At 68.1% G+C, this 16,821-nt stretch carries 15 protein-coding genes; 6 read left to right on the top strand and 9 right to left on the bottom strand.

The genetic code is table 11. From position 1 onward, the window contains the following. Window positions 1-148 precede the first annotated feature (148 nt). Together ACSVC7_RS21680 and ACSVC7_RS21675 are read right to left on the bottom strand one after the other, a co-directional pair. Window positions 149-1,642, bottom strand: a complete 1,494-nt coding sequence (locus tag ACSVC7_RS21680) for a DHA2 family efflux MFS transporter permease subunit (RefSeq protein ID WP_448206569.1) — start codon at window positions 1,640-1,642, stop codon at window positions 149-151. A 257-nt stretch (window positions 1,643-1,899) separates the two neighbouring features. After that, window positions 1,900-3,006, bottom strand: a complete 1,107-nt coding sequence (locus ACSVC7_RS21675) for an HlyD family secretion protein (protein WP_448206570.1) — start codon at window positions 3,004-3,006, stop codon at window positions 1,900-1,902. A gap of 234 nt (window positions 3,007-3,240) precedes the next feature. On the opposite strand from ACSVC7_RS21675, the gene ACSVC7_RS21670 reads away from it, so the two are divergent. From ACSVC7_RS21670 to rodA, 3 genes are all read left to right on the top strand, one after another. After that, complete coding sequence (locus ACSVC7_RS21670) at window positions 3,241-3,864, top strand: TetR/AcrR family transcriptional regulator (protein WP_448206571.1); 624 nt, start codon at window positions 3,241-3,243, stop codon at window positions 3,862-3,864. An 80-nt stretch (window positions 3,865-3,944) separates the two neighbouring features. Then, a complete protein-coding gene (locus ACSVC7_RS21665; RefSeq protein WP_448206572.1) occupies window positions 3,945-4,142 on the top strand; it encodes a hypothetical protein in 198 nt (65 codons plus the stop codon). A 164-nt stretch (window positions 4,143-4,306) separates the two neighbouring features. After that, entirely contained in the window at window positions 4,307-5,479 is a 1,173-nt protein-coding gene (gene rodA, locus ACSVC7_RS21660) for a rod shape-determining protein RodA (RefSeq protein ID WP_448206573.1), read from the top strand. 138 nt (window positions 5,480-5,617) lie between these two features. On the opposite strand, the gene ACSVC7_RS21655 is transcribed toward rodA, so the two are convergent. The 5 genes from ACSVC7_RS21655 to ACSVC7_RS21635 all read right to left on the bottom strand — a co-directional run bounded on the left by ACSVC7_RS21655 (window position 5,618) and on the right by ACSVC7_RS21635 (window position 10,620). Further along, the gene (locus tag ACSVC7_RS21655) at window positions 5,618-6,922 is read right to left on the bottom strand and encodes a hemolysin family protein (RefSeq protein ID WP_448206574.1); all 1,305 of its coding nucleotides are present in this window, start codon (window positions 6,920-6,922) and stop codon (window positions 5,618-5,620) included. Window positions 6,923-6,946: 24 nt separating this feature from the next. Then, window positions 6,947-7,627, bottom strand: a complete 681-nt coding sequence (locus ACSVC7_RS21650; protein WP_448206575.1) for an exopolysaccharide biosynthesis protein — start codon at window positions 7,625-7,627, stop codon at window positions 6,947-6,949. Window positions 7,628-7,760: 133 nt separating this feature from the next. Further along, a complete protein-coding gene (locus tag ACSVC7_RS21645) occupies window positions 7,761-8,969 on the bottom strand; it encodes a sensor histidine kinase (RefSeq protein ID WP_448206576.1) in 1,209 nt (402 codons plus the stop codon). A 12-nt stretch (window positions 8,970-8,981) separates the two neighbouring features. Beyond that, entirely contained in the window at window positions 8,982-10,079 is a 1,098-nt protein-coding gene (locus tag ACSVC7_RS21640) for a cobalamin B12-binding domain-containing protein (protein ID WP_448206577.1), read from the bottom strand. A gap of 106 nt (window positions 10,080-10,185) precedes the next feature. Continuing rightward, entirely contained in the window at window positions 10,186-10,620 is a 435-nt protein-coding gene (locus ACSVC7_RS21635; RefSeq protein ID WP_448206578.1) for a response regulator, read from the bottom strand. 251 nt (window positions 10,621-10,871) lie between these two features. Between ACSVC7_RS21635 and ACSVC7_RS21630 the strand changes: the two genes are divergently transcribed. Beyond that, window positions 10,872-12,998, top strand: coding sequence for an ATP-binding protein (locus tag ACSVC7_RS21630; RefSeq protein ID WP_448206579.1), 2,127 nt, complete (start codon window positions 10,872-10,874; stop codon window positions 12,996-12,998). A gap of 43 nt (window positions 12,999-13,041) precedes the next feature. Here ACSVC7_RS21630 and ACSVC7_RS21625 read toward each other — a convergent pair whose 3' ends face one another. After that, window positions 13,042-13,329 carry a hypothetical protein gene (locus ACSVC7_RS21625; RefSeq protein WP_448206580.1) on the bottom strand — a complete coding sequence of 96 codons (288 nt, stop codon included), beginning with the start codon at window positions 13,327-13,329 and terminating at the stop codon, window positions 13,042-13,044. A 158-nt stretch (window positions 13,330-13,487) separates the two neighbouring features. On the opposite strand from ACSVC7_RS21625, the gene ACSVC7_RS21620 reads away from it, so the two are divergent. Then, a complete protein-coding gene (locus ACSVC7_RS21620) occupies window positions 13,488-14,087 on the top strand; it encodes a transcriptional regulator (RefSeq protein ID WP_448206581.1) in 600 nt (199 codons plus the stop codon). 9 nt (window positions 14,088-14,096) lie between these two features. Here the strand turns inward: ACSVC7_RS21620 and ACSVC7_RS21615 are convergent, their stop codons facing one another. Then, a complete protein-coding gene (locus tag ACSVC7_RS21615) occupies window positions 14,097-14,618 on the bottom strand; it encodes a helix-turn-helix domain-containing protein (protein WP_448206582.1) in 522 nt (173 codons plus the stop codon). Window positions 14,619-15,153: 535 nt separating this feature from the next. Between ACSVC7_RS21615 and fliF the strand changes: the two genes are divergently transcribed. Then, a complete protein-coding gene (gene fliF / locus ACSVC7_RS21610) occupies window positions 15,154-16,818 on the top strand; it encodes a flagellar basal-body MS-ring/collar protein FliF (protein WP_448206583.1) in 1,665 nt (554 codons plus the stop codon). Window positions 16,819-16,821: the final 3 nt, after the last annotated feature.

Raw genomic sequence — 16,821 nt, 5'->3', positions numbered from 1 at the left:
TCATCGCTCCGACTCTCCGGCTCGGTCCCTGCCGATAGCCTTGTGAATCAACTGACGACTCGCGTCACCCGAAATTCATCCACCTTCTCTGAATCGCCCTGACACGGGAGGTACTTCTTTTGGTGGTTGGCTTTTGGTGGTCGGCCCCTCAGTGATCCGCCGCCGCGGGCTTGCCGCCCGGACGGCGCACCAGCGGCATCAGCAGCAGGGCGCCGAAGAACACGCCCGCCATCAGCAGCAGGCAGTCGTTGAAGGTCAGCACCAGCGCCTCGCGCTGCACCATCCCGGCCAGCGTCTTCATGGCGGCGGCCTGCGGGTCGGCGACCAGCCCGTCGAACTTGGCCGTCAGCCCGTCGATAGTGTCCTGCACCAGCGGGCGGGCGAGGTTCAGGTTGTCGCCCAGCCGGTTCATGTGCAGCGCCAGCCGGTCGATCAGCACCGTGTTGATGACCGCCAAGCCGATGGCGCCGCCCAGGTTCCGCATCAGGTTGTAGAGGCCCGAGGCGTTCTTCAGCTGCGATGGCGGCAGCGTACCGAGCGCGATGGTGTTCACCGGAATGAAGCACAGCATCAGCGAGAAGCCGCGCACCGCCTGTGGCAGGAACAGCTCCCAGAAGCCGGTCTGGTTGGTCAGGCCGGCGTTCAGCCACACGCCCGTGCCGAACAGCGTCAGCCCCATGGCGAGCATGATACGCAGGTCCAGCTTCTTCGACAGCGCGCCCGCCACCGGGGCGGACATGAACTGGAAGGCGCCGGTCACGAACATGATCGTGCCGATCTGCAGGCTGTTGAAGCCGCGCACGCGCGCCAGGAACAGCGGCTGCAGGTACACCGCCCCATACAGCCCGATGCCGATGATGAAGCTGTAGAGCGACCCGATGGCGAAGTTGCGGTCGAGGAAGGCTCGCAGTTCCACGATCGGGTTCCGGTAGGTCAGGACCCGCCAGAAGAAGCCGACGCAGGCCACCGCCGCGACCACGGCGAAGAACGCCACGGCCTCGTCCGCGAACCAGTCCTGGCGGGGGCCTTCCTCCACCACGAACTCAAGGCTGCCGAGGAAGGCGGCCATCAGGCCGAGGCCGAGGAAGTCGAAGCCCCGCCGCAGCTCCGGGTTCGGCTTGTCCACGTCCACAAGGATCCAGACCAGCGAGGTCACGGCGATGCCCGGAACGACGTTGGCGAGGAACAGCCAGTGCCAGGAAAAGCTCTGCGTCAGCCAGCCGCCCAGCGTCGGGCCGAGCGTCGGCGCCATGGTGGCGACCAGCCCGATCATCACCGACACGCCCGCCCGCTTCTCCGGCGGGAAGAGGGAGAAGCTGGTGGCGAACACCGTCGGGATCATCGCGCCGCCGATGAAGCCCTGGAGCGCGCGCCACACGATCATCGACCCGATGCCGGAGGTGAAGGCGCAGGCCACGCTGGTCAGCGTGAATCCGGCGGCGGCAAAGGTGAACAGCACGCGGGTGGAAAGGATCCGCGCCAGCATGCCGGACAGCGGGATCATCACCACCTCGGCGATGAGGTAGGAGGTCTGCACCCACGAGATCTCGTCGGCGCTGGCTGCAAGGCCCGCCTGGATCTCCGACAGGGAGCTGGACACGATCTGGATGTCCAGGATCGCCATGAACATGCCGACGACCATGGACAGGAAGCCCAGCCAGTCACGGGTTGTGACCGGCCGGGGAGCGCCAGATTGGGGAGAAGAGGATTGGGGAGAAGGGACCGCCGCGTCCCGCCCCGCGGGGGTTTGGGGGGGGTGGGGTCGGGACGCGGCGGCCTCGCCGCCCGACGCCGCTGGGGGAACGGCGGCGCGGGCGGAACCGGTTTCTTGAAGGGGCATTTCGTCGGTCATGGACGTCATGGTCGATGGCGCTCAGGCCCCTCCAGGACGAAGAATTGCTATTTGGCGGCGACGGCCTGGCCGGGGCGCAGCGCGCCGAACACGGAGCCGGCGATGTGCTGATGGTCTTCCGCGCCGCGGGTGTCGACCTCAGCGGTCACGGACAGGCCGGGGCGCAGAAGGCCGGCCAGCGCGTTGTCGCGCGGCAGGGCGACGCGCACTGGCACGCGCTGGACGATCTTGGTGAAATTGCCGGTCGCGTTCTCCGGCGGCAGCAGGCTGAACTGCGAGCCCGACGCCGGCGCGAAGCTCTCCACCCGGCCCTCCAGCGTCCGGCCGGGGTAGGCGTCCACCTCCACCGTCACCGTCTGGCCCGGCCGCATGCGGCTGAGCTGGGTTTCCTTGAAGTTGGCGACCACATAGACGTTCGGCAGCGGCACCAGCGACAGAAGCTGCACGCCCGGCCGCGCGTACTGGCCGACCTGGACGCCCCGGTTGCCCACCACCCCGTCCACCGGCGCGCGGATGACCGTGTTGGCGAGGTCGTTGCGCGCGGTCTGGAGCGTCGCCTCGGCCTGACGCAGGCGGGCCTCCGTCTCCGTCCGGCTGGCGTTCAGCACGCCGACCTGATCCTTTTCCGCGTCCAGGGCCGCGCGGGCGCGGTTGGCCTGGGCGACGGCCTTGCGCAGGTCGGCGTCGGCGGTCTCGTACTTCTGGCGGCTCGCCCAGCTTTCGTTGGCGAGCGCGCGGGTGCGGTCGAAGTCCTGCTGGGCGCGGCGCTGCTCCGCCTCCGCGCTGGCGAGCGAGGCGGCGGCCTGATCGATCAGCGCGCGCTGGAGTTCCAGCTTGCTGTCGATGGTGCCGAGCGCAGCCTTCTGCGCGGCCATGGCGGCGTCCGCCTCGGCCACCTTGGCGCGGAAGTCCTGGTCGTCAAGCACGGCGAGCACCTCGCCCGTCTGGACCTGCTGGTTCTCGGCCACCCGCACCTCCCGCACATAGGCGGAAACCTTGGGGCTGACCACGGTGATGTCGCTGTGGACGTAGGCGTTGTCGGTCGACTCGATGAACCGGCCCTCGGTCCACCAATGCCAGCCGCCGAACCCACCGCCGATCAGGGCAGCCGCCGCGACACCCGACAGAACGATCTTCCGAACGCCCTTAGCCATCGTCTCTATCCATCCCGTTACGGCCATCGGTCCGTTGTGACCGTCGGCGGGCCGTCGTTCCGGCCCGCTGAAACTGAACCGTTCAGTTTAGTCTTGCACGAAGATGGACGGTGGCCTACCTGTTGTCAAGAGTGAACTGGACGGTCTAGTTTTCAGATCAAGGATTGTGGTTAAATGCGGAACGCGGTACGGCACCCGGACGTTGCCCGAAACGTTGCAGGACGCGAGGAGCGCATGAGCACACTGGTCGCCCCCACCCCCGAGGCCGGTTCGAAGCCCGCCCAAATCCTGGAGGCCGCCGGCAAGCTGTTCCTGGAACACGGATACGGCGCCGTCAGCATGGACACGGTCGCCAAGACGGCCAACGTATCCAAGGCGACGCTCTACGCCCATTTCGGCAGCAAGGACGAGCTGTTCCGCGCCATGGTCGCCTGCGAATGCAAGGGGCAGGCGCTGGCGACCATCTGCGTGGAGGCCGCATCGCTGGACGCGGCGGAAGGGCTGCGCCTGATCGGCCAGCACTTCATCAATCTGATCCTGTCGCCCAAGGCGCTGGCCGCCTACCGCGTCGTGGTGGGTGAGGCGCACCGCTTTCCCGAGCTGGCCCGCGCCTTCTACGAAGCCGGCCCGGCGCGCAGCATGGAGCAAGTGACCGCCTACATGACGGAGGTGAAGCGCCGGGGCCAGCTGTCCATCCCCGACCCGCGCCTCGCCGCGGAGATGTTCGTCGGCCTCATCAAGTCGCACGCCCACATGCGCTTCCTGCTGTGCCTCGCCGAACGCCCGACCGAGGAACAGAACCAGCGGATCGTGGACGAGGCGGTGAACCTGTTCACGAAAGGCTACGCGCCGGAGTGATCCGCCCTTTCAGCGGAATGGAACGCTGACACGCGCGCCGGTGTGCGTTACCCTACCCTTGGTCCCATGGAGAGGTTGCCATGCCCGACGGTCGCACCACCCCCGAGCCCACGCCGCCCGAACAACCGGTCGGCGTTGACGGGCGGACCTTTGTCGCGATGCTGGAGGCGGGACTCGCCTCCCTTGCCGCGGGCAATACGGTCGACCCGGACGAGTTGGACCGCATGATCGACGACGCGTTCGCCCAGCAGGACGCCGCGATTTTGAACGGCTGCTGACCGACAGCCCTCGCTGAGTTCCGACAATCCCGCACATCCGTGCCTTTTCCTAGCCTTGGGGCGACCGCGCCTTTACCGGGCGGCGGCTGTGGTGCAGTATCCGGCGCGCAAGGCGGGCCGGCGCACCACGGGCTCGGCCGCCCGGTTACAACGAACGTTTCTCGATGGTCGCGGTCCTTTCGAACCACGGGTCGGGCGGCTTGGCTCCGCAACGCCCGCAGCTCACGCTCGGCAGCAAGATCCGCATGATCAACTGGGGCCTCGTGCTCCTGGTCTGCGTGATCACGTCGGTCGGCGTCGCCCTGCTCTTTTCCGCCGCAGGCGGCAACTGGAAGCCATGGGCGCAGCCGCAGCTGGTGCGCTCCGTCCCCGGACTCGTCCTGATGCTGGGGATCGCGCTCATCGATGTGCGCCACCTGATGAAGTCGGCCTACGTCATCTTCGTGATGGTGCTGTGCCTGCTGGTCGCGGTGGAGCTGATGGGCCGCATCGGCATGGGCGCCCAGCGCTGGATCGACCTGGGCTTCTTCCAGCTGCAGCCGTCGGAGCTGATGAAGCCCGCCCTGACGCTGGCGCTCGCCCGCTATTTCCACGGCATCTCGCTGGATCAGATCGGGCGGCCGCTGCTGCTGATCCCGCCGCTGCTGCTGGTCTTCACGCCGGTGGCCTTCGTGCTGCTGCAGCCGAACCTCGGCACCTCGCTGCTGCTGATCATGGGCAGCGGCGCCATCTTCTTCGCCGCCGGGGTGCGCATCTGGAAGTTCCTGCTGGTCATCGGCGGCGGCCTCGGGGCCATCCCGATCGCCTGGGAATTTCTGCACGACTATCAGAAACAGCGCGTCTACACCTTCCTGGAACCGGAAACCGACCCGCTCGGCGCCGGCTACAACATCCTGCAGTCCAAGATCGCGCTGGGCTCCGGCGGGCTGTTCGGCAAAGGCTTCATGGCGGGCTCGCAGAGCCAGCTGATGTTCCTGCCGGAGAAGCACACCGACTTCATCTTCGTCGTGCTGGCGGAGGAGTTCGGCATGGTCGGCGCGCTGACCCTGCTGGCGCTCTATCTGCTGCTGCTGATCTACGGCGTGGTGATCGCGCTGAGCTGCCGCAGCCAGTTCGCCCGTCTCGTGGCGGTCGGCATGACGGCGCAGTTCTTCCTGTACGTCATGGTCAACGTGTCGATGGTCATGGGGCTGATCCCGGTCGTCGGCATCCCGCTGCCGCTGGTGTCCTACGGCGGGTCGGCCATGATGACGCTGATGATCGGCGTCGGCCTGCTGCTCAGCATGTCCGTCCACCGCGAAATCCGCATCCCGAAGAGCGGCGTCACGGATATGTGATACGGTTGGAAAATGATTGCTTCCATCATTTTCCAACCGTAAAACCCGGCAGATCAATGTGCTAGCATTGATCGAGAGGGTCATGCCAGCGGCGCCTCCAGGCGCCGTCGGTATGACGCCGCGTGAGGTTTCGGAAACCTACCCCTCCGAAACCTCTTCGTTCTGCTGGATCAGCACCTTGTCGATGCGGCGGCCGTCCATGTCGACGACCTCGAAGCGCATGCCGCCCCAGTGGAAATGTTCGGCCGCGGTCGGGACGTGGCCCAGCTGGTCGAGCATGAAGCCGGCCAGCGTGTGGTAGTCGCCCTCGCCCTTCAGACCCTTCATGCCGACCAGCGCCTCCACCTCCTCGATGGGAGTCATGCCATCGACCAGCCAGGAGCCGTCCTCGCGCTGCACGGCGGCGGAGTCGCTCTCCTGGCCCTGCTCCGGCATCTCGCCGGCGATGGCCTCCAGGATGTCGGTGACGGTGGCGATGCCCTCGACGCTGCCGTATTCGTCCACCACCACGGCCATGTGCACGGTGGCCTGCTTGAACAGCTCCAGCAGGCGCAGGACCGGCGTGCCGTCATGCACGACCAGCGGCTTGACCATCGCGGTGCGCAGGTTGAAGGGCTGGCCCTGCAAGGCCTGGTCGAGCAGCGCCTTGCTGGACACGATGCCTTGCACCTCGTCCACGTCGCCCCGGCAGACCAGGAAACGGGAATAGCCGCTGTTCTGGATCTCCCGCGCGATGGCGTCCGACGGGTCGTCGAGGTCCAGCCAGATCAGATCAGGGCGCGGCGTCATGATCGAACGGGCGGTGCGGTCCGACAGGCGGAACACGCCCTCGATCATCTTGCGTTCGGCGGGTTCGAAGACGCCCCTCTGCGTGCCTTCCTTGATGAGGGTCTTGACCTCTTCCTCGGTGACCGTCTGCTCCCGCGCGGTGGGCAGGCGCAGCAGCTTCATCAGCCCCTCGGTCGAGATGCCCAGCAGCCACACCAGCGGCAGGGCGATGCGCGACAGGGCCCCCATCGGGCCGGCGACGGCGGCGGCAATGCGCTCCGCGTTCACCAGCGCCATGCGCTTGGGCACCAGCTCGCCGACGATCAGCGAGAAATAGGTGATCAGCGCCACGACGATGGCGAAGGCCACCTGCTGGCCGTAGGGGGTGATCCAGGACACCTCCCGGTCCAGAATGACGCCCAGCCGCTCCGCCAGGGTGGCGCCGCCGTATGCGCCGGCGAAGATGCCGATCAGCGTGATGCCCACCTGCACGGTGGACAGGAAGTTGCCGGGATCCTCCGTCAACTCCAACGCGGCGCGGGCGCCCTTGCTGCGCTTTTCCTCGGCCATCTGCTGAAGCCGCGCCCGGCGCGACGACACCAGCGCCATCTCCGACATCGCGAAGAAGGCGTTCAGCAGGATCAGCAGAATGATGACCAGAACTTCCCAGATCATGGCGTCGAGCCCGCGGGCGCTCCCTCAACCGAACAGTTTGTGAATCAACAGCATGGCGGCCTGCCCGAGCCCGAGCAGAACCGCCGCGACGATGGCGATGGCGACGACCCCGGCGGCGAGGCCGGCGGCGACGAAGGCGCCGTCCTTTTCGATCAGCCCAAGCGCGATCAGCGCGATGGCGAAGGCCGGCGGCTGGTTGCCGAACACGATGGGCAGCGCCAGGATCGTCGCCAGCACCACCACGGCGAGCCCGAGCAGCCGCTCCGCCGTCGGGCTGGTCAGCCCCGGCAGGCGGGGGCGCAGATGGCGCTCCAGCCGGTCGACATAGGGGTGGGCGCGGGCGATCACGCGCAGGAAAGCGTCCCGGTCCACGGTCGCGGCGGCGATCTTCCGGGGCAGCCAGGGCCGGTCGCGCCCGGCGGCCATCTGCGCGCCGATCAGGATCATCGGCAGGCCGGTCACCGTGGACAGGCCCGGCACCGGCAGCACGTTCGGGATGGAAAGGAAAAGCAGCAGCGCGCCGAAGGCCCGGTCGCCCAGGATGCCCATCAGGTCGCCGAGCGCGATGCGCACGTCATGGTCGTGCGCCAGAAAGTCTTCCAGCAGCGCCGACGCGGAATTGCGGCGCGCGTCGTTCGCGGACTCAGCAGCCGCGTCCGTCCCAAGGCGATGCTCGGGACTCTCGGGAGGTCGGCCGTCGCTCACGGCGCTCCCCACGGAGGCCGCGCGGGGCAGCGGAAGGGTAAACCCATGGACCTTTCGCAGCGCAGCATCAGATGAGTCCCTTCTACAGGATCGGCCGGGGATACGCCAGCGCGCGTGTGGGAAGCCATGCGCATCAATGGCTTGGCACCGCCACCGGCAGCTCGACCGTGAAGGTGGAGCCCTGTTCCGGTGCCGAATCGACCCAGATGCGCCCGCCGTGCCCCTCCACGATGGTGCGGCAGATGTAGAGGCCGAGCCCGACCGTCGTCTCCCCCGCCGTGCCGGGCTTGCCAGACCGGGCAAAGGGCTGGAACAGGCTGTCGCGCTCCGAATCCGGGATGCCACGGCCGTTGTCGGACACCACGATGCGGGCGTGGTCGCCCGCCGGCTCCACCGCCACGCGGATGCGGCAGCCCCGGTCGGAATATTTGATGGCGTTGGACAGCAGGTTGTTCAGCACCTGCTCAACCTTGGCCGGGTCGGCCTCGACCAGCGGCAGGGCGTCGTCGGTCACGGACAGCTCGATCGTCATGGCCTTGCCATCGGCCAACACGCGGTTCATCGAGACGTTCCGGCGCACCAGCCGGGCAAGGTCCGTCGGCCGCCGCACCAGACGCAGCCGCCCGGCCTGGAGCGCCGCCAGAGACAGCGCATCTTCCACCAGATGGCGCATGAACAGACTGGATTCGCGGATGCGCTCCAGGCATTCCCGCTCCTGATCGTCCAGGCGACCATCCGCGCGTTCCCGGAGAATCTGCGCGAAGCCGGCGACCGCCTGCAGGGGGGAGCGCAGGTCGTGCGCCAGCATGCCCATCAGCCGGTTCTTCTGCTCGTTGCTGGCCGCCAGCTCGGCGTTGGCCTTGGCGAGGGCGCGCTGGGTGTTGGCCAGATCGCTGTTCAGGCGCGTCATCTCGTCGAACAGCGCCTCCACCGGCGCGCCTTCGGCAAGCCCGGCGCCGAGGGGGGTGCCAAGGGGGGCGATACCGCCCAGCGCCTCCAGCCGGGCGGCCAGGGCGGGGTCCGCCGTCGCGAGGCGCTCGGCCATGGCCCGCACGGCCAAGGGGACCCGCGCCACGGCCAGCAGCAGCCCCTCCCCGTCCCGACGCCCGGACACGTAGAGCGCCCCGCCATGCTCCAGCGGCGAGTCGAACCGGCGGTCGAGCACGAAGCCGTGTCCCTTCAGAGCCGCGAACAGGTCGAGCGACCGCCCCACCATGTCCAGCCCGAACAGCATCGGGAAGGGCCGGCCCGGCTCGACCGGCAACTCCAGAAGCCCCGACCCGACCCGGTGCAGCGCCCGCAGGCGCCCGTCGTCATCGCAGATCAGGACCAGCCCGTCCATCCGCGCCTCCCCCTAGCTCGTCCGCGCCGAATCCACGAGACGGTCGGCCAGCGCCACCGCTTCGGCGGCGGTTGCGGCGCAGGCGTCTGCCCCGACCGTCTTCCAGAGCGTCGGCACATGGTTGAAGGGGTAGCCGCCGACCAGGACATGCAGAGGCCGGGTGTCGCCCAGTTCCGCCCGGACCGCCGCGATCAGATCGGTCACCGCCCCGACATGGGCGGTGATGGTGGCCGACACGGCCAGCACCTGTGCGTCCCGCTCCCGCACCGCCTGGACGATGCTGCGGGCCGGGGTGTTGGCGCCGAGATAGTAGGTGTCCCACCCGTGCATCTCGAAGAAGTCGGCGACCATGCGGATGCCGACCTCGTGCAGTTCGCCGCTGACGCAGGTGGCGACCATCGCCCGTCCGCGCCGTTCGGCGGCGAAGATGCGCGGGTAGAGCTGTCCCATCACCGCTTGCGTGGCGGCCGTGGCGAAATGCTCGTGCGCGACGGTGATCGCCCCGATTTGCCAGAGCCGCCCGACCTCGCGCAGGGTCGGCTGGAAGACGTGCAGGTAGACGTCGGCGACGGCCATGCCAACTTCCACGCGGTCCAGCACCAGCGCCGCGGCGCTCCGCCGGTCCCCCGCCAGAAGCGCGTCCAGATAGGCCCGCGCCATGTCCCCGAAGGGAGCCTCGGGCCGGACGAAGGCCGGGACCTCGGTCGGCATGCCGGGCAGAGCCTCCAGCGCCGCATCGACGCAGGCCCGCACGCGCCGGCCCGTCGCCTCGTCCATCCGGGCCGCCGTCACGTCGCGCAGGATTTCCAGGCTCTCCCCCAGTTCGTCGGCCGGGATGCGGAGACCGGCGAACAGCACCTTGACCCAGGCGATGTATTCGCGGAACAGCGCCGGACTGTCGGCCTCCACCGCCTCCGCCAGATAGAGCAGGTGATAACGCACGTCCTGGACGCACTTCTCCAGCCCCGCAGCACCGTAACGGGCGTAGAGCGCCGGCCAGCGTTCGAACTGGATCGCGACGGCGGCCCTAGCCAGCTCGTCAAGGCGCCCCGCAACGGGGTTGGCACCCGTCCTTGCGGAGGCTCTTCCATTCCGGACGGTGTCCAGCATCTGCCCCGCCCCGTCTCATTCGTTCGTTGGAACGATAGTTGCCGATCCGAAGGGCAGATTGCAACGGGGCGACGTGCCGAAGCGGTGCCGTCAGTGGGATTTTACGTCAGCGGGTTTTCAGCAGGGCGAAGGTCAGGCGCTTCACGAGGTCGGCCTTCGACACCGGTTTCACCAGATAGCCGGAAATACCGTAGGCGATGGCCCGCTTCACCGTTTCCGCCTCGCGGTGGGCGGTCAGCACGATCACCGGAAGCTCCGACAAGGGATTCCCGGTGGCGGTGCGCAGGGCGTGCAGCAGGTCCAGCCCGCTCATGCGCGGCATTTCCAGGTCGCAGATGGCGATGTCCACCTCGTCGCCATGCTTACGCAGCAGTTCCAGCGCCGCCATGCCGTCCGCCGCCTCCCACACCGCGCGGACCTTCAAGTCCTGAAGCAGGCGGCTCATCAGCCGGCGCGTGAAGTCGTCGTCCTCGACCAGAAGAACACCCAGATCGCCGATGCTCTGGGCGCGTTGCCCGTCGTTCACGTCCTCGTACGGCATTCACCTGATCCCCGTCCCGCGTCCCGTCCGTTGCGCCCGCCGAAGCGAAAGACACGTTAACGCCGACAACAATGGGATGAGAAGCCCTCATTGATGGTAAAAGATTCGTTTCGCTCAACCGCCCAAACGGCGCCCCTTCGACAGCTGGTCCCGATCGGCGACACAGGTCTTGGGCATGGAATTCCCGGACGCGAGAGCCTATGGTGTGGCGCGCTCCACAGTGCCCTGTCCCCTGCCCGAGATCCGCCGCCTTGCCCGCGCCCCCTCCCCACAGCACGCCCGAAACCAACGACCTCCCGGCCGGCCGGCTGGCCGGCCTGACGGACGCCGGCGTGCTGGCCGAGGTGGCGGAGGCCGCGGCGTCCGGCATCACCGTTGCCGATCCGACCCGGCCGGACATGCCGCTGGTCTACTGCAACCGGGCCTTCCGGGAGATGACGGGCTACGCCGAGGAGGAGCTGATCGGCCGCAACTGCCGCCTGCTCCAGGGGCCGGACACCGACCCGGCGACGGTGGCGCGCATCCGCGCGGCGCTGGAGGCCGGACAGCGGGTGTCGGTGGAGATCCTGAACTACCGCAAGGACGGGACGCCCTTCTGGAACGCGCTGTCCATCCGCCCGATCACCGATGCCGGGGGACGGGTGCGCTGGTTCGTGGGGTCCAGCAACGACGTGTCCCGCGCCCGCCAGTCGGAGCAGGAGCTGCGCGACGCGCAGGAACAGCTCACCAAGCTCGCCGCCGAGACCTTTGCACTGGCCGAGGATCTGGACCGCGCCCGCGAGGAGGCGGAGGCCGCCCGCATCGCCGCCGAGAACGCCAGCCGCGCCAAGTCGCGCTTCCTCGCCATGATGAGCCACGAGCTGCGCACGCCCATGACGGCCGTGATCGGCATGGGCGATCTGCTGATGGGCACGCCGCTGACCGACCAGCAGAAGGGCTTCGTCAAGACGCTGCGCTCGTCGGCCGACACGCTGCTGACCATCCTCAACGACATCCTCGACTTCTCCAAGATCGAGGCCGGGCAGCTGGAGCTGGAGGAGATCGACTTCTCCCTGCACCGGCTGATCGAGGACGTGGTGCAGCTCTTCACCGTGCGCGCCGCCGCCAAAGGGCTGACGCTGACCGCTTCCATCGCGCAGGACACGCCCCGCCACGTGCGCGGCGACCCGACGCGGCTGCGGCAGGTGCTGTTCAACCTCGTCGCCAACGCCATCAAGTTCACCGACCGGGGTGGCATCGAGGTCGCGGCCTGGTGCATGGAGGACGGCGAGGACCTTCAACTGCGCTTCGAGGTGGCCGACACCGGCATCGGCATGACCGAGGAGCAGCGCGCCCGCGTGTTCGAGGCCTTCGTGCAGGCCGACGCCTCGACCAGCCGCAAGTACGGCGGCACCGGGCTGGGGCTGGCCATCTGCAAGCGGCTGGTCCAGGCCATGGGCGGCGACATCGCGGTGTCCAGCACGCCCGGCCGGGGCTCCACCTTCCGCTTCTCGATCCGCTCGCACCCGGCCGAGGCGCTGCCTGCGGCCGACGCGCTGGGGCGTCCTCTGGCGGACCTGATCGGTGCTCCCGGGGATGCACTGGCCGTGTCGCTACGGCTGCTGCTGGGCGAAGACAACGACGTCAACCGCATGCTGATCTCCGCCATGCTGACCCGCATGGGACACCGGATCGACGCCGTGGCCGACGGGCGCGCGGTGGTCGCGGCCCTGCAGGCGGCGGAATACGACGTCGTGTTGCTGGACATGGAGATGCCGGTGATGGACGGCCGCTCCACGGCGCGCGCCATCCGGCGCATGAGCGGGCCGACCTCCCGCCTGCCCATCGTCGGCATCTCCGCCGACGCCCTGCCGGAGCATCGCGACGGGCACATGGCCGCCGGGCTCGACGCCTATCTGACCAAGCCCATCGACTGGGAGCATCTGAACGCCGTGCTGGTCGATCTGGCGACCCGGCCGCGCGATGGCCACGCCGTGCCGATGCCCGACCCGACCGACATGGTGCCGGAGCGCGACGTCTTCGCCCGCCTGCCGCTGATCGACCGGGTGAAGCTGTCGGAACTGCGGCTCGCCCTGGGGTCGGAAAGTCTGGACGGCATGCTGCGCCTGCTGCCGGAGACGGCGATGCGGGAACTGAGTGCCGTGCGATCCTCCCTGCAGGGCAACCGTCTGCGCGACCTGCGTCAAGCCGCCCACACGCTGGCCGGGCTGGCCGCCAATTTCGGCACACCGCGCATGGCCGCCATCGCCCGCGCGCTGAACGACAACTACACCGAGCCGGACAAGGTTGCGGCCCTGGTGCCGCTGCTGGAGCGCGTGGTGGAGGCGACGAGCCGCGCGATCATCGACACGGAAACCGGACCGCCGCCGCTCGGTTGAGCCGGCGGCACGGAGCCGGCGGCATCAAACCGCCGGCCGGCCGTCACTCCGCGGCGTTCGTCCCCCCGACCGCCGCGATGCGCTGGGGAATGAGTGCATTGATCGTCTGCCGCTGCTCGTCCAGACGGGCGTGCACGACGCGCGATTCCGTCTTCAATTCGGTTTCGATCCGGGCAAGGTCCGTGCGCACTCGGCCGACTTCACCCCTGACATCGGCGATCTCAGCCTTCAGCTCAGCCCGAACGCCTTCGATTTTGGCATCCAGGCTCCGCCCCAACTGCTCGATGGCGGCGAGGATCAGGTCGGACTTGTCGGTTCCGGTGGTGGACATCGGTGACTCCACGACGGCGCTTGCGTCAAGATAGCAGCAATGCGCGCGGGAGTCGAACCGCATGCGTCATGCGCCTGCGTGCCATTGGCGCGCCGCCCATTTGGCCGCCCATTTGGCCGCGTTGTCCCAAACCGCGTCGATCTGCTAAACCGGGGGCCATGGCACGTCGTCGCAGCGGGTCGCCCCGCATTACCCACCCGGACCAGTTCGATCTGCTCGACTTTCCCGAGCCGACCGCCGTCCTGCTGACCTATTCCGGCCGCACGGTCGATCTGGAGACCCCGGACTTCACCCATTTCGAGATCGAGGACATCGCGCGCCCGCTGGCCTATCAGTGCCGGTTCGTCGGCAACACGCGGGCCTTCTTCAGCGTCGCCCAGCATTGCGTGCTGGCGAGCCACCTCGTGCCCGAAGGCTACGAGTTCGACGCGTTGATGCACGACAGCGAGGAGGCCTTCACCGGCGACTGGCCGACGCCCTGGAAGGCGCGCATCGGGCGCGACGCCATCCGGGAGGCCATTGCCCCGATCAAGCACGCGCTCGCCAAGCGCTTCGGCTTCCGGTATCCGGAGCCGAAAGCCGTTAAGCTGGCCGACCAGCGCGCGCTGGCGACGGAACTGCGCGACCTGTGCGCGCCGCACCGAGTCAACTGGCAGGACCTGCCGCCCCCCGCCACGGAGCCCATCGTTCCGCTGGGGCCGGAAGAGGCCATGGCCGCCTTCCTCGCCCGCTATCGGGAGTTGAAGCCCGGCGGCTGATACGCCGCCTCAGGCCTGCCCGACCGTCTGCCCCGCCCCCCGGCCGCGCCGGCTGCGTGCGGCGGCCTGCCCGATGGCGAGGTCGTCGCCGAGGGCGCCGCCGGCCCCGCTTTCCGCCTGGTTCGCGCAGCGTTCCGCCAACTCGCGGATAGCGCCGCGGATCTGCGGGTCGCGGATGTTCTGGAAGTAGCGCGCGAGCATCAGCGCCTCGCGCGAGCGGAGCGTGCCCTCGGACTCCTCCGCCTGCGGCGCGCCCTCCGCGCCCTCCTGGGCGGTCTGGCGTTCCTCCAGGCCCTCGAAGAATACCGAGACGGGCACCCGGAAGAACTGCGCCAGCTTGAACAGCCGGCTGGCCGAGACCCGGTTGAAGCCCCGCTCGTACTTCTGAAGCTGCTGGAACGTCAGCCCCAGGGCGGAGGCCACGTCGCTTTGGCTGAGACCGGCCAGCATGCGCAGTTCGCGCAGGCGCTGCCCGACGAACACATCAACCTCGTTGAGGCCTTCCTTCTTCTCACGGCCGCGTTTTTTCACAGCATCCCCCCACGTCTTCCGGTGATACGTTCCGACGCGGCGCCGTTGTGCGGACGGCACGGATCAAGAAAGATTCCCCACCATCGGCGTCACGGAAAATTTGGCATCGCGCCGGCATGCATTGCAACTCAGCTATGACGCGCGGACCGCAAAGTCAACCTCTGCTTCGCCGTTTACTACCTCAGACACACTGTTGTCTGCAGGAAACAAACCGAAGGTACAGCCATTTCCTTCTTTCTTTCGGGGTATTTCTGGTGTAGCACTCCGGATGCTTGGCCAGGGACACGCGCCCGCAAAGAAGCGGCGGGCACGTTTTCCCCGGCGACGCGGCAACAGGGCGTTGCAATCGCGCATCGGTAGGCACTTTTTGCCGGGCACTGGGCAAATCCTGCCCATTCATTAACCTTCTGTTCATCAAGACGAAGCAGCATGCGCGCTGAAGTAGACCTCGGCGCGGATTTTGCAGCCACCTTGCTGCGCTTGCGAAATCAAGAACTTCCTGCCGCTGCCGGGGCATCCGATCGGGGAAACGCGCGTGAACAACCTGCTGCAGACATTGCGCAATCTCGGCCCCGCTCGCCTCGCGGCGATCGGCGGCGTGGGCATTCTGCTGATCGGGTTCTTCGTCTACCTGATGACGCGCCTCTCCACCCCGGAGATGGAGCTGCTCTACGCCGAACTCCAGCAGACCGAGGCGGCGGCCATCGCCAAGAAGCTGGAGGAGGCCAAGGTCCCCTTCACGGTCGACAAGACCGGCACGAAGATCATGGTCCCGTCGGAGCATGTCGGCCCCACCCGCATGAAGATGGCGGCGGCCGGACTGCCGTCCGGCGGCTCGGTCGGCTATGAGCTGTTCGACAAGGGCGAGGGTTTCGGCGCCACCAGCTTCATGCAGAACATCAACCACCTGCGCGCGCTGGAAGGCGAGATGGCGCGCACGGTGCAGACGCTGAACGGCGTGCAGCAGGCTCGCGTCCATCTGGTGCTGCCCAAGCGCGAGCTGTTCGCCCGCCAGCAGAACCCGGCGACCGCCAGCGTCTTCCTGAAGCTGCGCCCCGGCGCGCAACTGTCGCGCGAGAACATCCAGGCGATTCAGCACCTGATCGCCGCCTCGGTCCCGAACCTGGACCCCAGCCACATCTCCATCGTCGACGACAAGGGCAAGCTGCTGGCCCGCGGCACCGGCGCCGACAGCCCGGACGCCATGCTCGCCTCGGCGGAAGAGAAGAAGACCGCCTACGAAAGCCGGATCGCCCGCACCATCGAGGATCTGCTGGGCCGCACCGTCGGCTATGGGAAGGTGCGCGCGGAGGTTGCGGCGGACCTCGACTTCGACCGCATCACCACCCAGTCGGAAATCTTCGATCCGGAAAGCCAGGTCGTCCGCTCGACCCAGACGGTCAACGAGACGAACGAGAGCAGCGACCGCGACCCGCTGTCGCCCGTGACGGTGGACCAGAACCTGCCGACGGCGCAGGCGGGCAACAACGCCGGCCCGATCTCGCACAACAAGCAGGGCCGCAACGAAGAGACGATCAACTACGAGATCAGCAAGACCACCAAGAACCACGTCCGCGAGACGGGCCAGGTGCGGCGCATGTCCGTGGCGGTTCTGGTGGACGGCACATACGCGCCGGCCAAGGACGGCAACCCGCCGGCCTACCAGCCCCGCAACGAGCAGGAGCTGGAGAGCATCAAGGCGCTCGTCCGCTCGGCCGTCGGCCTCGACGCGGTGCGCGGCGACACGCTGGAAGTCGTCAACATGCGCTTCTGGTCGCCGGAAGACGACATCCAGAAACCGGAGGAACTGTTTCTCGGCATGACGAAGGAGGATCTGTTCCGCATCGCGGAGATGGTCGTGCTCGGCATCGTCGCCGTGCTGATCATCCTGCTGGTCATCCGCCCGCTGATCACCCGCGCCTTCGAAAAGGCCGATCAGCAGGAGGAGGACGACATGGACCGCCTGCTGGCCGACCAGAGCGGCATGCCCGCCGCACTCGCCGCGCCCACCGGCGCGCTGGCCCAGGATCTGGCGCTGGAGGCCGCCCAGGCGGACGAGGATCTGGAGCAGATGATCGACATCAACCGCGTCGAAGGCCGCGTCCGCGCCTCCTCGCTGCGCAAGGTGGGCGAGATCGTCGAAAAGCATCCGGAGGAAGCGGTGTCGATCCTGCGCAACTGGCTCTATCAGGAGAGCTGACGC

The sequence above is a fragment of the Azospirillum mesophilum genome, assembly GCF_053470405.2.
The sequence above is the reverse complement of the archived record's forward strand: the minus strand, read 5'-3'. Positions and strand labels throughout refer to the sequence as shown.